This is a genomic window from Leptospira semungkisensis, from assembly GCF_004770055.1.
In the GTDB taxonomy this organism is placed as follows: Bacteria; Spirochaetota; Leptospiria; order Leptospirales; family Leptospiraceae; genus Leptospira_B; species Leptospira_B semungkisensis.
In genome coordinates this window covers 335,512-351,406 of the sequence record NZ_RQEP01000018.1, presented here as the reverse complement: position 1 = coordinate 351,406, position 15,895 = coordinate 335,512, and the positions used below count along the sequence as shown (strand labels likewise).

The window sequence follows — 15,895 nt, the reverse complement described above, 5'->3', positions numbered from 1 at the left end:
TAAAAATTAATGCAAGCCGACTCCTTGTTTGAATTGGATTCCGAGAAGTCTTTTCTCGGATCTCTCCTTCTCAAGGGGGCGGACAATCTGATAGACATTCCTCTGGTCCCAGAGGATTTCTATCAGGATACAAATCGCCGCATCTATAAGGCGATCTTGGATCTGGTAGACAAGAAAGTTGCCGTAGATCCAGTTTCCGTTCTAAACTTCCTAAAAGAAAATTCTCTCCTAAAAGATCCTGAAAGGGAATACGAATATATCTATTCCTTGTATAAGGATTCGGTAGTTTCACATCCTCTCGTGTATTATGCAGAAAGGATCAAGCGCCTTTCCGAGAGAAGAAGATATTCAAAATTATTAATGAATGCTCTGGATCTGATCCAGAAAGAGCCGGGTGAGAACGAGTCGGTCTTCAATCAGATCGAGCAAAGTCTGACCGAAGTCTCCAGATCCGCAGACGTAAAAGGGCTCATGCCCGTTTCTCAGGACAAGACTGCTCTTTCCGAGTATATCAAAGAGATCATGGAGAGCAGGGGCCAGGTTAAGGGGCTTCGCACCAATTTCACTCAGTTCGATGAGATGACTTCCGGTCTGAAAGAATACGAAATGATGGTGCTCGCGGCAAGACCCGGAAACGGTAAGACCACTCTAGCGCTGAATATCGCCTCGAATGTCGCACTTATACATAACCGTCCAGTGGTCATCTTCTCCTTAGAGATGAGCCGAATGGAGCTTCTTCTTAAATTGGTTTGTTCTTATGCTCAGGTCGAGTCGAACAAACTCAAGCGTTCCGAGGTCACTAAGTCGGATGCGCCAAAGCTTATCGAAGCAATTATCAAAGTAACTTCTTCTCCGATCTATATAGACGACTCGGGAGTTCTGAGTGTGGACGATTTCAAGGGAAGGATCCGCAAACTTCTTACCAACGAGACCTTAGGACTGATCATCGTGGATTATCTCCAGCTTATGAGCGATCCTAAGAGCCGTGATGGGGGAAGACAGCAAGAGGTTTCCTCGATTTCCAGAGCTCTCAAGCAGATGGCAAAGGAAGCTAGATGTCCCGTGATCGCTCTTTCCCAGATGAACCGATCCATCGAACAGAGATCTAAGGACCAGAGACCTCAGCTCGCAGACTTAAGAGAGTCGGGTGCGATCGAGCAGGATGCGGATATTGTAACATTCATTTATCGCGGAGAGAAGGGAAAGGACGAAGAGGAAGATCCTAGGATGAAGGGAATGGCGGAGATCATCATCGCCAAGAACCGATCGGGACCTACGGGTTCTTTTCCACTTGCCTTCCGACCTGAACTTTCCAGATTTGATAACGTGTAGCTCCACGGACGGGTTTTGCTCGTCTACACGAAACTTCGGAGCAAGCTTTTATATTATAAATTAAGGAACTGGAATTTCTTTGGAAGATTGGATTTTAGAAGGTTATAGAGCTAGAGCCTGGGCGGGAGAAACTACCGAGGCCCAAGAAGGAAAGACACTTACCCTATTCGGTTGGTCTTTCCGTTTTAGAGATCAGGGTGGAGTGATCTTTGTGGATCTAAGAGATCGCACCGGCATCTTGCAAGTCGTACTTCGCAAAGAAATATTGGAAGAAGATTTCACTGCCGCGGAAAAGATCCGCTCCGAGTATGTAATCGCAGTCCAAGGAAAGCTCAAGAAAAGGGATGCGGAAAGCATAAACCCTAAGATGAAGACCGGGACCATCGAGCTCGTCGTCGAAAAACTTGTTATCCTGAACCAAGCTAAGACTCCTCCTTTCTCCTTGGATGAATTCGAAGAGATCTCCGAAGAGAACCGCTTGAAATACAGATATCTGGATTTCAGAAGGGATGAGCTTAAGAACAGAATGCTGAAACGACATGAGTTCGTATTCGCAATTCGTAATTATCTGAATTCACGTAAGTTCGTTGAGATTGAAACCCCTATCTTGAACAAGTCCACTCCGGAAGGAGCAAGAGATTTCTTGGTTCCTTCCCGTCTGAACCCGAATTCGTTCTATGCTCTTCCTCAGTCGCCACAGATATTTAAGCAAATTCTAATGGTCGGGGGAATGGAGAGATATTTCCAGATCGTGAAATGCTTCCGGGACGAGGATCTAAGGGCCGATAGGCAGCCTGAGTTTACTCAGCTGGATATGGAGTTCTCCTTCGTTTCTCAAGAAGAGATCCTGACCGAGATCGAAGGCCTATTCTCCAAAGTCATGAAGGATGTCTTCGAACTGGAATTGAAGGCTCCTTTTTCCAGAATGCCATACAGACAAGCGATGGAAGAATACGGTTCAGATAAACCGGACCTTCGTTTCGGAATGAAACTCGTGGATGTTTCTGAGATCGTGAAAAATAGCGATTTCCAAGTGTTCACTGTGGCGGTCGGAACTCACGGAGTCGTTAAGGCGGTCTGCGTTCCGGGTGGATCCGTAATCTCCAGAAAGGAGATCGAGGATTTAACTGCTTGGCTTGCGAGAGATTACAAGGCAAAAGGCCTCGCTTACATGAAGCATGGTCCGGAAGGCTTGGAATCCACGATTACAAAAAGATTTACTCCGGAGACTCTCAAAAAGATTTCCGAGGCGGTTGGCTCTAAAGAAGGGGATATGATCTTTTTCGGAGCGGACGAGAGACAAATCGTAAATCATTCTTTGGGAGCACTTCGCTTAAAGTTGTCGGAAAGATTTGACAAACCTGCAGAAGGAAGCTTTCATATTTCCTGGATCGTGGACTTCCCGATGTTCGAGTGGAACAAGGATAACAATCGCTGGGATTCCTTGCATCACCCGTTTACCTCTCCGAATGACGAGAGTCTAGAGATTTTCTCTTCTGAGGAAAGACTCCAGAAAGAAGCGGGCAGGGCGTTAGCCAAGGCCTACGATCTGGTTCTAAATGGTGTGGAAATCGGTGGAGGTTCCATTCGTATCCACTCCAAAGAAGTGCAGAACCGAGTCTTCTCCACTTTGGGCATAGGCTCCGAAGAGGCTAAGGAAAAGTTCGGCTTCCTTTTGGAAGCACTGGAGTTTGGAGCTCCTCCTCATGGAGGAATTGCTTTCGGTATAGATAGGATTCTAATGCTGATGACCGGCGGAAAATCCATCCGAGACGTGATCGCATTTCCGAAGACGCAAAAAGGTGTTTGTTTGATGAGCGAATGCCCGTCGGAAGTGGAAGAGAAGCAGCTCCAAGAGTTGAAGCTCAGATTAATAAAGGTTTAATCGTATCAGGAAAGAACAATTTACTTTCGAAAGCCAGGACCTGTATCGTAAGATCTGTGGGATCAACGATACAGGGGTAAGAAACCTGGAAAAACAATTGGAGATCGACCTAATCCCTCGCGGGAACGGATTCCAGGTGGAAGGAATTCCTACAAAGGTCGATTTCGCATTGGATTTTTTCCGCCTTCTGGAAACGAATTATAGGGAAAGACCCGACCGTGATTTTACGGATCAATTCGATTTCAGTTATCTTCTCAAGCAAGCCACAAGAGAAAGAAAGAAGGAAGAGCGCCGTTCCGAAGACGAGCCCTTCAAGCCTACGGAAAAGATCCTTACTACGTACAAAGGCAAACATCTCTATCCTAGGACAAAGAACCAGGATAAGTACATTCAATCTTTCTTAAATAACCTAATTACCTTCGGGATCGGTCCTGCGGGAACAGGAAAGACATTCCTATCTGTGGCAATGGCCTGTAGATTCTTGCAAAATGGGATTGTGGATAAGATCGTTCTGACAAGACCAGCGGTAGAAGCTGGAGAGAATCTTGGCTTCTTGCCGGGAGATCTGAATCAGAAAGTGGATCCTTATCTTCGCCCTGTATACGATGCTTTGAACGAATGCATCGGCTTTGAAAAGACCCAGGAATATATTGCACTTACCAAAATTGAGATCGCTCCTGTCGCTTTCATGAGGGGAAGGACACTTTCCAAGAGTTTTATCATCTTGGATGAGGCCCAGAACTGTACTCTTTCTCAGTTAAAGATGATCATGACCAGGCTGGGGAGAAATTCCAGGATGTGTATTTCTGGGGACGTTACTCAAATCGACCTAGAACACGGTAGATCCGGTTTCGATCGTGTGGTAAGCTTATTCAGAAGTACCGAAAGCATTGGCCAGGTATTTTTCGGAAAAGAAGATATCACGAGACATCCTTTAGTGGAAACTATCGTGAGGAAGTTCGAGGAATTGTAATGTTTCCCCTGGGATCGTTTTTAGAAAGAGGAATGGCTTGGATCACGGATACTCTTACCAAGATCCGTCCCATCTCTTTCGTTCGAAAATTCCAGGTCATATTGACTGCGATCACTTTGATCTTTGTGACCTGGATGCTTGCGATCCCATTCTTCGGTCAGGACAAAATAGATCTCTCTCCTGACGGGCCTTATTCTGAGGGAAAGACAGCACTCGATAAGGTTGTCTCTACGAAAGACATTGTCTATGAAGATGAGGAGAAGACCAAGGCAAAGAAGCTAAAGGCCTATCAATCCTCACCCAATTTTTTTGATCGCGATTTCAGAATCCTAACCGAAACCATTCGACCCGCTATCCAAGAAGATATGGAAAAGTATAGAGAGCCGAAGGCTTCCGGAGAAAAGACCTCTGCAGAGCTATTGGCCGTTATCCCTAGATGGAAGAATAGATCCAAGGAAGATTTGGATCTTCTGCTTAAGACTCCCGGAAAGTCCAGAGTCAAGGATCTTGTTCAACAATATAGTAATTTAATTTTTTCTAATTTTTGCATCTTACGGGACGCGCCTGCGGATTATAACTCTATCCGTGCCGCGGAGGCGAAGGTTCGGAATTCGGGAGCGAGCGGGAATAAGGAACAGATCTCTTCTTTAGAAGGAATACAGGTCATTCCTCGCATGTATTTATACCGGGATAATTATACTATAGAGTCATTGAATAAGTTGGCTGCGGAGAAATTGCAATCCACTGATCCTCAATTGCTTGCAGTCATTCAGAAATTATCTCTCACATACGTGTATTCCAATCCTGGCTGCACTTATAATGCCGAAGAGACCAAGAACCAAAAGCAAGCAGTGATGGACAGGACCGAGCCTGTGAATAGCAGGATCAATGCTGGAGAAGTGATTGTAAAGGCGGGAGAGATCATCACTCCTGAAGTGTATCAGAAATTGCAGATCGTGAACAAATACGCGACTCGTGCGAATATCACTTCTATCATTTCTGTTCTTTTGATTCAGTCAATTTTTGTAATTATCGTTTACGCGTTTTTGAAAAAGTACAATCCGAAAAGATTGAATGATGTTTCGAGTAACGTGATTGTTTTTACGCTTATCTGGTCTCTCGTGCTCTGGACCTATTTGGCATCTAAGGCATTCTTCAGTTTTGAGAATAGCTACGATTCGGTCTTTTATTTCGCTTTGGTCATTCCGACCGGAATGGTTTGTTTAATTCTTTCGATGATCTATGACGAGCAATTGTCTATTGCGATCGGATTCTTTCTTTCCTTCTTTGTGTTTGCGGCGTCCAGATACAATCCGACTTCCTTTATTCTTGCGTTCGTGATGACGGTCGTAGCCGCTACTTACGGAAGAAAGATGAGAAAGAGGATCGATTTTATCAAGGCGGGCTTCTATATGGCGCTTGTTCAGATACTTATTTCCTCTTCGGGATATTTATTTGATTCTCGCAACTATTGGGTGGCCGCGCCTTCCGGTTCTCATTTGAGGGATCTCTGGGAATCGAATATATTCAAATTGTATTTATTATGTTTAGTGAATGGATTTGTCTGCTCTACCTTGACTCAGCTACTTTTGCCGATCTATGAGTATGTCTTCAATATTCCAACCCGGTTTAAGCTCATGGAACTTGCAGACACAGGCCATCCTCTCTTGCAGGACCTTCTGACCAAGGCTCCTTCTACGTATACTCATACGTTCTTGGTGGCGGCGATGTCGGAGAGGGCCGCTCAGAATCTGGAACTTGACTGGCTATTGACCCGAGTCGGAGTGTATTTTCACGATATCGGAAAGATCCCGAACGCAGGCTTCTTCGTAGAGAATCAACACTTGATTCCTAAGAAGGAAAATATCGATAAGAATAATCCTGCCAAAGCTGCGAAGATCGTTATCGATCATGTCTTGGATGGAATAGAGATGGCGAAGAAGGCTAGACTTCCTAGAGAAGTAATCGATTTTATTCCGGAACATCATGGCACTTCTACCATGGCTTTCTTTTATCATAAGGCATTGGCTGAACTTTCTCCCGCTCAGAAGAAGAAACTGAGAAAGCAGGATTTTCAGTATCCCGGTCCGAAGCCTCAGAGAAAAGAAACCGCGATTGTGATGATCGCGGATAGCTTAGAGGCCGCTAGCCGCTCCTTGGAAGAAGTGACTCCGGAGTCCTTGGATGCACTTATTACGAAAATCGTAAATAGTAAGCTTGCTGAGAATCAGCTGGATGAATGCGGACTAACCTTGGGAGATCTGGAAGTTGTAAAATCTTCTTTCAAAGAAGTGCTTCTTTCTAGTCTGCACTCGAGACCGAAATATCCTAAGCCTGAAGAAACGAAAGCATTGGAAGAAAAGAATAAGAATATACTCGGCAGACATGCCGTGAAAGGTTCTTAAACTTGTTCGAATTTTCCTCGGACATCGAAGAAGAATTGCCTTCTTGGTTGTCCGAAGCGGAGCTTCTTCCCCGCTGGAATGTATTAACTCAATTTGCTTTTCCTAATATTCAAACTCATATTTCCCTTCTACTTGTGGACGATTCTTCTATCAAGGAGATCAATCGGGTGCGAAGAAATAAAGACTATTCGACTGATGTACTTTCTTTTCCTTTGAGTTTCGATCTGGAACCTTGGGACCTTCCCCCCAAAAAGAAAATTCAGAATAGCCCTCTCTTAAGTCTAGGGGAGATCGTGATCTCTTGGGATACTTGTAAGGCACAAGCGAAGTCCATAGGTCATAGCGAAGAGGATGAATTCTTTCGTTTGTTCGTGCATGGATTTTTGCATTTGATCGGATACGATCATGAAAGGGGAGAAGAAGACGAGGCTCTGATGAAGGAGAAAGAGGATCTATGTCTGGATCTGGTTCTGGGGCCTTAAAGAAAACCAAGGGAATCGTTATGGAGAGTCGTATTCTTCCGGAGGGAGACGCTTTCTTAAGACTTCTTCCCGAAGAAGGAGAAGTCGGCAGCTTTAGGATCAAAGGCATCAAGAAAAGTAAGACGAGACCGATCGCGGCTGTGGAGCCAGGCTCTTTAACTATATTAGATTATTATTATACTCAAGGAAGAGAGACTTTTAACGTAAAGGAGATCGGTCTTATCCAGAGATTCGATAAGGCTAAGTCCGGATATTCGGGGACGGTTTTGGTTTCGTATCTTGTGGAACTTGTCTCTTCCTTTTTGACGGAAGGAGGTTCCCATCCTCAGGAATATAAACTTCTTCTGGGCGCTCTCAAGGAATTGGACGAGGACGGCTATCGTCCCGTATTCTTGCCCTTCTTTAAATTGAAACTGTTGTATGTAGGAGGATTTCTCTCCAAGGAATTGGAATGTGCGAGTTGCGGTAAAACCCTCTCCGAAATGCAATCCTGTAGCCTGGAAGAAACTCATTTTGAAATCGTCTGCGGGGACTGCGGAACTCCCAGACCGGACAAGCATGGGCTCGTCCTATTCATCCAAGATTGTCTGGCATTGAGATACAGGGACCTGAAAGACAAAAAGATTTCCCTTGAACTCCTGAAGGAGGCGGATAGTCTCAGCAACCGGGCCTTAAAACCCTTAATGGGAAAACGTTTGAAATCGGAACCTATGTTATACGAATCCTTGGGGGAAAGCCTTGGATAAATTCTTCAAGACCTGCTTCTTATTGATCTATATTTTCGGGCTCGTCTTTCTTATCGTACTCGATCAAAGATGGGGCAAGAAGGACGCAGTCCCACGTCCCAGTTTTGGAGAAGAGGGAAGGCATTGCCAATCTCTTGAATGTATCCTGAGGGAGAAAAATCTGGTCCTTGGAGCCTTGGACAGAAGCTGGAATCAAATCCGCGACAAGCGACTTTTCCCGGATTGGGAATCCAACTCCTCTAAAAAATAGGATCACTCATCATCGAATGAAAGAAACGGATACTCTCAAAAATTTAGTCTTAGAAGCTCTGAAAGAAGGAGTCAAGGCTTACTGCGAAAAAGAAGCTCCTCATTTAAATCCGTCAGAACTTAAAGTGCGGATAGAATATTCCAGAGAGGAATCTTTCGGAGACTATTCGACTTCCTTTGCCTTGGAGAATGCAAAGCAACTTGGAAAGAAGCCTTTGGATTCTGCGGCTCTTCTTGTAGGATTTCTCCAAACCAGAACTGATTTTTTTGAGAAGGTAGATTTCACTCCTCCTGGCTTCGTGAACTTTCGGATCGCTCCCTCATTTTTAATCAGCTATTTAGAATCCACAGTCCAGAAGAAAGATACTTTTCCTAAATTAGAAAATCCTAAAAAGGTAAATCTGGAATTCGTAAGTGCGAATCCTACCGGGCCCTTGAATATAGTTTCGGCAAGGGCAGCTGCAACAGGTGATGCGTTTGCAAACTTGCTTCGTGCAGTAGGGAATCAGTTAGATAAGGAATTTTACGTAAACGATTATGGAAACCAGGTATTCTTGCTTGGGGTTTCCACCTTGGTCCGGATCCGAGAAATTCTAGGCGAATCTTCTTCTGTGCAAGAAAATGCAGAGGATGGAAGAAGCATAGAGGATCTCTTGGCTCATAATGCGATCCCTGCAGAAGGATACCGTGGCGACTATTTGAAAGTGATCGCAAAGGATCTATTAGAAAATTCGAATACTTCTTCAGAGATCAAGGCTCACTTAGAAAAGAAGGAATATTTACTACTCGCAGAGAAATGCTCTCGTTGGACTGTCGAGTCCAATCTTATCTGGCAGAGAAAGGATCTGGATCTTTTCGGTGTGGAATTCGATCGCTTCTTCTCCGAAGCTTCTCTTCATTCTGCCGGAAAGGTATTGGGAGTTCTAGAAAATCTAAAGAAATCCGGTAAGGTCTTTGAAGAAGAAGGCAAGCAGGTATTTCGCTCTACCGATTACGGAGACGATAAGGATAGAGTAGTCGTAAGAGATGACGGACGTCCTACATATCTTCTCGCAGACATAGCCTATCATAGCGATAAGATCCAAAGAGGTTACCAAAAGATCATCGATATCTGGGGACCGGATCATCATGGATATATTGCAAGACTTGCGGGTGCCGTGCAGGCTCTAGGGTATCCTAAAGAGAATTTCCAGGTTGTGATCGCTCAGCAAGTGAACCTTCTTATGGGCGGCCAAAAGGTGAAGATGAGCAAGCGAGCAGGCGAGTTCCAAACCATGGAAGATCTTCTTGGTTACTTAGGAAAACACGCGAAAGATGTGGCACGTTACTTTTTTGTAATGCGTTCTTTGGATTCTCCTCTGGACTTCGATCTGGATCTCGCAAAGGATGAGTCGGATAAGAATCCTGTCTTTTACTTACAATATGCTCACGCAAGGGTATCTTCCATCTTTAGAGAAGTAGGAACTGATTCTGATCGCCAAGCTCTCGAAGAGTTGGAGATGACGGATGAAAGAAAGAGACTTCTATTCTGGATCTCCCGTTTTCCGGAAGAGGTCTTGGATGCTGCCCTTACTCTAGAACCGCATCGGATTGCAAATTATCTACAAAACCTCGCAAGAGCCTTCACACAATTTTATATCGCGAAGAACAACAGATTGAAGGATTCGGATGAAAGAACAAGACTCGGTCTTGCTCGGATCTGCCAGTCCACTCAGATTGTTCTGGCACAAGGTTTGGGGTTACTCGGGGTTTCTGCGCCCGAAAGATTGGAGAAAGATCTTTGAATCCACGCTTTATCATCGTTTCCACCGGATCCGAACTTACCGCAGGCAGAAGCCAGGATACGAATTCTTCGTGGCTTGCAAATGAACTCTTCGGTTTGGGATATTCGGTGGAGAAGTTCGTGGTCCTTCCGGATAATCCGGAGCTGATCGCCAAGGAGTTGTCTGAGATTTCTGTAGTAACTTCGACGGAGAGACCGGTCCTTATCCTCATGACCGGCGGTTTAGGCCCCACGGAAGATGATTACACTCTCCAAGTGGTCTGTGAATTGACGGGTTCTACACCTGTTTTGAACGAAAAGGCACATGATAGGCTGCAAGCATTGTATCGCCTCCGGGGAAGAAATTTCCAAGAGGCACTGACGACTGCGCTTCGCCAGGTTTCTATCCCTTCAAAGTCGACTGTCTTGAATAACTCGGTAGGAATTGCACCCGGGTTTTGGTCGGAACTTCGTCCAGGAGCCTATCTTGCATGCATGCCAGGAGTTCCAAAGGAAATGACAGCCATGTTCCAAGAGGAACTCGTGCCTTTGATCAGAACTCATTTTCAATCGGCAAAACTATATTCGGATTTTCTGTTTATCTGGGGCTTAAGTGAATCACTCTTTCAGCAAGAGTTTATAGAAAAGTTAGACTTCTTCAAAGAAGGAAAGGCCGTCTGGGGAGTTGCTGCGAAACGAGGATATATTCGGGTTACTTACCAATCCGAAAATCAGGAGACAGTAGCTAAGCTCATTCAACTCAGTAAGGAAAAATACGGAGATCTTTGTACTGGAGATTTGTTCGAGGAACTTCCGGAACTTTTGATTCAAAAGAAACTGACTGTGGGAACCGCGGAGAGCTGCACAGGTGGACTCGCAGCAAAATTATTCACAGATAGAGCCGGATCTTCCGAGTATTTTTTAGGCTCTATTGTTAGCTATGCAAACTCGATTAAAGAAGCGATTCTTCATGTTAAGAAGGAAACTTTAGAGGCCCATGGAGCCGTGAGCGAAGAAACTGCTAGGGAGATGGCAGACAACGCTGTGACAATATTAAGCACGGATCTTTCTATCAGCATTACTGGGATTGCAGGTCCTGGCGGTGGGACTCCTACTAAAAAAGTGGGAACAGTATTCATTGGAACTCATATCAAGGGAAAAGGTACCGAGGTGAAGGAATACTTCTTTCCTTTTAAAAGGGAATTATTTCGGGACGTAGTCGCTGCGACTTCTCTCTTTGCATTATACAATCGCTTAAGGAAATTATAATGATTGCTCGGATCTTGGGATTAAGTATCGTCTTCTTCTTTTTATTCTATTATTTTTTAGGAAACCCTTACGACCCTGCAAGAACGGTACAAAAGACTTGGTCTTGGAATAAGGAATCTAAGATAGGAAATTTTCCAGACCCTCGAAGTGATTTTGATCCGGAGAAAAAATTAAACGGATACAAAACAAAGACTGATTATATCAGGATCCCAGGTGGTGAATCTATTGTTTCAGATGATGCGAATCGCATCGAATTTCCTCTTACTTCTAAAGGATATCTTCTGTATAAGAAAATAGGGAACTCTGTAGAATTCTTTTCGGAAGTGGGGGAACTGCTTTGGACAAAGGAATACAAGAGTTATCCAAAGATCCATCAAGATGGGAATATCGTGCTCTTTCTTGCTGGAGACAATAACCAAGTCTTAGTCTCGGATATCAACGGTAACTCTGTAGGTGCGAAGAAGTTGGATGGAAGATTTCTGACCGATATCGCATTTTCTCCCAACGGAATTTCAAATGGAGAAACAGCGGTATTATTCTCCGGAGGAGAGTTATTCCTTCTGAACGGAAAGGGAGAAAAACTTTTCGAAACCAAAATGGGAGAGAAGGAGCCTGTATTTGCAAAAAGCCTAACGGTTTCTCCTGACGGAACAAAGATCGGAGTTCATTTCTTAAAAGGAAACCGTGATTTCATTCGAGTCTATGATAGCAAGGGCGCCGAATTAGAAGAATGGAATTTAGGAAGAGTGCTTCCTCACAAGACCTATATGGCAATCTCCAACGAGGGAGAAGTTCTCGCTGGATTTCATGATAAGTTAGTTTTATATTCCAAAACCGGAAAGGTGCTTTTCGAAAAGAATCGGAGCAAATCCCAAGCAGTTTATCAGACAGTTTTTCATTCAGGGACTTGGTTCGCTGGAGATTGGGAAGGAAATCTTTTCTTTTTGGACTCTAAGGGAAATGTCTTGAGAGAAGAGAAGGTGAGAACTTCAGAGAAACCGTTTCGATTCTTCTCGAATGGAAGAATGGGAGAGGCTTTCTTTGAAGGTGGAAAGGATATTGTTTTGTATCGGGAGTTGGAGAGAGGAAAGTAAGACTCATCGAATCATTCCTAAAATTATCCAGAATGGGATACATTTCTATTCTCGATTTCTCGGAGGAAAGTGAAAGAGAGGTTAGTCGTTGTTACGGATCATCCTTTATGGGATGAGAATGTCCGAAGATGGAATAACTTTTCTATTTTGGGTTTCAAACAGTTTAAAAAAAACGTAAAATGTCTTAAATTGTCAAATTTGCTCGAATTTTGTTGCCGCAAAAGAAATATGGCCGAAGATCCGAGCGAGTGTCTATATCTATTAATAATATAGGCATTGTCCGGGACTGCTGCATGAATCTTTAACTGCAAAGTTGGATTCGAGATCTCTTTCTTTAGGGACAGTTTTACAATTTGTTATGATTTTTCTGCGCGTAGCGATCTTCTGCCTTCTTTACTTCCTTTTTCTTGGTTGTAAGACGAATACAGACGCTACCAATAGCGCGATCTTCTCTGCGCTTAGTGAGCTTTTTGCTTCCACTTTTCATTCTAATACACTCTCTGTCGGAAGATCTGTAAATTTAAATGGGTCCTCTTCGCCGGTTGCCTTAGGGACGGTAGTGGATCCTAGTAGCCAAGGAACCGCGGTAGGAATCGCACTCCAAGGTTCCTCATTTCCTGTCATGCTCGTCATCTATGATACTAGTGGAAATCCTTCCGCAGTTGATGTAAATGGGGATGGGGCTGCAGATTACTTTTTCTGTTTTAGACAGAATACTACAACTTTAAGAACCGGTTTGAATTGTTCAGGAAATTCGGTTCTTATCTTTCCGGGACAAGGCTATGATACGAATAGCGATGGAGTTCCCGATAATTCGATTTTATCTTCGATTGCAGCGGATGTGACTTCTCCTAGTAGTGTTATTTCTCCGAGTCCAGGGATCTTTGGTGGCGAAAAGACAGTAACTGTAATTTGTTCAGATAATGTTGCTCCAGGCGATATTATATATACTCTAGATGGGGCTACGCCAAGTTTTAGCCCTCTGTCGGGTAAAGTATATAATCCACAAGGAACTTCTTTCACGATTGGAGCAGCTGGTGACGGCTCTTATACAGTAAAATATTTTTGCAGGGACCTCGCAGGAAATATCGAATCAGCTCATACTGCGGTATATCAGGTGAATCATAATGTCCCTAATATTACTTTTGTAAGCGCTTTATCTTCTACATCTGTAAGTGTAAATTCAGGAACCATTAATACAGCTAGTCTCTCTTGGCAAACAAATCAAGGTGGCACGTATACTGTGCGACAAAACGCTAGCGGATGTTCAGACGGAACGATCATTGACAGTGGTTCCGCGACCGCAAATACAACAATTGCAACTTCGATTAACGCCAGTCAATTGTCCGTCGGATTAAATTCTATTTATATCTGCGTAGCTGCCGGATTTACCGGTTGGATCTCCTTCAACTTAAGTAGGGATGATACAGCACCATCATTGAATGTCAGTCCAGGGGCAGGTATATACGGTACTTCTCCGCAAAATATTGCTTTGAGTTGCATCGATACAAGTAGTTGTTTGATCGCGTATACTGTTGATGGAAGTTCTCCAGTCATTGATCCGATAACGGGAACAGTGACAAATGGAACAGCGTATTCTTCGGTGCCTGTCGCTATTACTGGAGGAACGACTGTCATAAAATACGTTGGTCGGGATGGGGCCGGAAATCTCTCCTCAGTGAATAGTGCGACGTACGATATTAACTCTTCCGTGCCGACTATTACAGTAAATTCTGTTACTCCTGTGTCTCAATCGATTAACGCGTTGGTTACTTCGACTGTATCTATTACTTGGCAAACTAGTATGTCAGGAACCTATCAAGTTCTTATCGGAGGAACCAACTGTACTTCCGGAACTCAAGCCAGTGGAACAAATGTTGGAGGTACTGCAACTGCAGGGACGCCAATTACCTCTACGCTTAACAATTCTAATTTTGCGAATAACTCTAATACGGTTCGGATTTGTGTAGCTAATGCTAGCTTAGATCCTCAATACGGCAATACTAGCATCACCGTTATAAAAGATGGCATTGCTCCTACAGTTCAATCTTCAACTCCGGCAAATAACTCGCTCAATGTAAACCCTGGAACGGCACGAGTTACCATCGTCTTCAGCGAAGCGATGGATACTAGTCTTATCCCGAGTTCATATGCTAGTTCTTGTTCTTCATCTGTTCCTGTGAACTCGGTTTATTTTGAAGCCGATATTTATGATGGATCTTCCTTAAATTGCGCTGATGTAACGGCAAATTTCACATGGCTTACTGGTGGAACTAGTTTGCAGATTGATATGTCTTGGCTTGCTTTTCCGGAGAATACGAAAGTCCAAGTTTCAATTCCGACCTTTGCTTTAACTGATGTGGCAGGAAATTCGATTTCCTCTGCCGTTCAAATTGGATTTACTACAGCGTCTGCTCAAAAGAAATTTCAGATTTTGCAATCAGGCCAAGCGGCTTGTTGGGATGTAAATGGCAATCCAATCATGTGCGGGACTGGCTCCGGCCAAGGCCAAGATGGTAGTTTGCAATACGGAACCGCAAGAAGTTACCAAGTTGTTACTACTTCGAGTGATTCCATTACAAAAGACCTAGTTACCGGCCTAGTTTGGAAAACTTGTGCTATGGACTGGGAGGTCCAAAGTGGGGTTTGCACCAAACAAGCGTCTCCCGTTGGGCCTTGGGATTATTATGTAGATAATAGTAGCAGTCCATCTGTGCCATCGAGTTTGAACGCCTGTGCCTCCTTGAATTCTGCTTCTTACGGTGGGATTAATACTTGGAGACTTCCTAGCCTAAATGAAATGGCAACGATTACGAAGTATGGGTCCGGCTCGAGTCCCGCTTTGGATACTTCTGCGTTCAAAAATCCAACGAGCGGGCAAAGTTCAAGCTATTGGGTGAATTACTGGACAGGTACCAGTAATTTTGGAAATCCATTCTACTCTTGGGTAACAAGTTTGAGTGATGGATCACTAACGCTAGTTACTAAACCGAATTCGAATCAAGTTTTTTGCGTATCTGCAGCGAATTCGACCGCTACATCTAGTAGTTATACTGTGAATTCCTCAAATGGGATAGTGACCGATAACGGCACTGGTCTGATCTGGGAATTGTGTACGGCAGGACTTTCCGGCTCATCTTGTTCGACTGGCACCGCAACTACATACACTTGGCCAAATGCGTTATCTCGATGCAACTCTCTCAGTACAGCAGGTAAAACATGGAGATTGCCGAACGTAAACGAATTGAGATCTATTATAGATTATTCAAAGAATAATCCGGCGATCGCAACGGCTTCTTTTCCGGGAACGGTTTCTTCTTATTATTGGACATCAACTTCTTATGCACAGTCTCCTTCGAATGCTTGGTATGTTTACTTTGCTAATGGACAATTGAATCCATTTACTTCGAAAGGAACTAGCTACTATGTTAGGTGTGTGACTAATTAGATCTTAAAGATAAGGAGTCTTTTCTTACGTTTTATTGTTCCTTAATGAATACTAGATATGTCTTGTTATGATGCGTCATGCTTTACTTACTTTGCTTCTCTCGCAGCCAATGATTAAAATATGTTGCCAAAAAGGGAATTTGATTTGCGCATTTAGGCAGTGATTTTGAAAGTCTTCGACAAGAGGGGCAAAATTATTCCATTATATAAGTGAAATACATCTTCTTACTGAGCAAATTTGCCGAATCTTG

The 15,895-nt window shown here is 43.8% G+C and carries 10 protein-coding genes; all 10 read left to right on the top strand.

All coding sequences use genetic code 11. The features are described from left to right. Nucleotides 1-9 precede the first annotated feature (9 nt). The 10 genes from dnaB (at nucleotide 10) to EHO59_RS12950 (ending at nucleotide 15,645) form a co-directional block, all read left to right on the top strand. Nucleotides 10-1,332 (top strand): replicative DNA helicase, encoded by a 1,323-nt coding sequence (gene dnaB, locus EHO59_RS13000; RefSeq protein ID WP_135588734.1) that lies wholly within the window; start codon nucleotides 10-12, stop codon nucleotides 1,330-1,332. Between the two features lie 79 nt (nucleotides 1,333-1,411). Further along, nucleotides 1,412-3,217, top strand: a complete 1,806-nt coding sequence (aspS, locus tag EHO59_RS12995; protein ID WP_135588732.1) for an aspartate--tRNA ligase — start codon at nucleotides 1,412-1,414, stop codon at nucleotides 3,215-3,217. A gap of 4 nt (nucleotides 3,218-3,221) precedes the next feature. Continuing rightward, on the top strand, nucleotides 3,222-4,190 hold the full coding sequence (locus EHO59_RS12990) for a PhoH family protein (RefSeq protein ID WP_135588730.1): 969 nt from the start codon (nucleotides 3,222-3,224) through the stop codon (nucleotides 4,188-4,190). Next, a complete protein-coding gene (locus tag EHO59_RS12985) occupies nucleotides 4,190-6,595 on the top strand; it encodes an HD family phosphohydrolase (protein ID WP_135588728.1) in 2,406 nt (801 codons plus the stop codon). The genes EHO59_RS12990 and EHO59_RS12985 overlap by 1 nt, the downstream gene beginning before the upstream one ends. Nucleotides 6,596-6,702: 107 nt before the next feature. Next, a complete protein-coding gene (ybeY, locus tag EHO59_RS12980; protein ID WP_246052939.1) occupies nucleotides 6,703-7,077 on the top strand; it encodes an rRNA maturation RNase YbeY in 375 nt (124 codons plus the stop codon). Further along, entirely contained in the window at nucleotides 7,050-7,823 is a 774-nt protein-coding gene (gene recO / locus EHO59_RS12975) for a DNA repair protein RecO (RefSeq protein WP_135588724.1), read from the top strand. Before ybeY ends, recO begins: the two co-directional genes overlap by 28 nt. A 266-nt stretch (nucleotides 7,824-8,089) precedes the next feature. Then, on the top strand, nucleotides 8,090-9,856 hold the full coding sequence (argS, locus tag EHO59_RS12965; protein WP_135588720.1) for an arginine--tRNA ligase: 1,767 nt from the start codon (nucleotides 8,090-8,092) through the stop codon (nucleotides 9,854-9,856). Continuing rightward, complete coding sequence (locus EHO59_RS12960; RefSeq protein WP_135588718.1) at nucleotides 9,853-11,103, top strand: nicotinamide-nucleotide amidohydrolase family protein; 1,251 nt, start codon at nucleotides 9,853-9,855, stop codon at nucleotides 11,101-11,103. The genes argS and EHO59_RS12960 overlap by 4 nt, the downstream gene beginning before the upstream one ends. Beyond that, nucleotides 11,103-12,197, top strand: coding sequence for a WD40 repeat domain-containing protein (locus tag EHO59_RS12955; RefSeq protein ID WP_135588715.1), 1,095 nt, complete (start codon nucleotides 11,103-11,105; stop codon nucleotides 12,195-12,197). Before EHO59_RS12960 ends, EHO59_RS12955 begins: the two co-directional genes overlap by 1 nt. 358 nt (nucleotides 12,198-12,555) lie before the next feature. Continuing rightward, nucleotides 12,556-15,645: an Lcl domain-containing protein gene (locus tag EHO59_RS12950; RefSeq protein WP_135588713.1), complete on the top strand. Its 3,090-nt coding sequence runs from the start codon at nucleotides 12,556-12,558 to the stop codon at nucleotides 15,643-15,645. The last annotated feature ends 250 nt before the right edge of the window (nucleotides 15,646-15,895 follow it).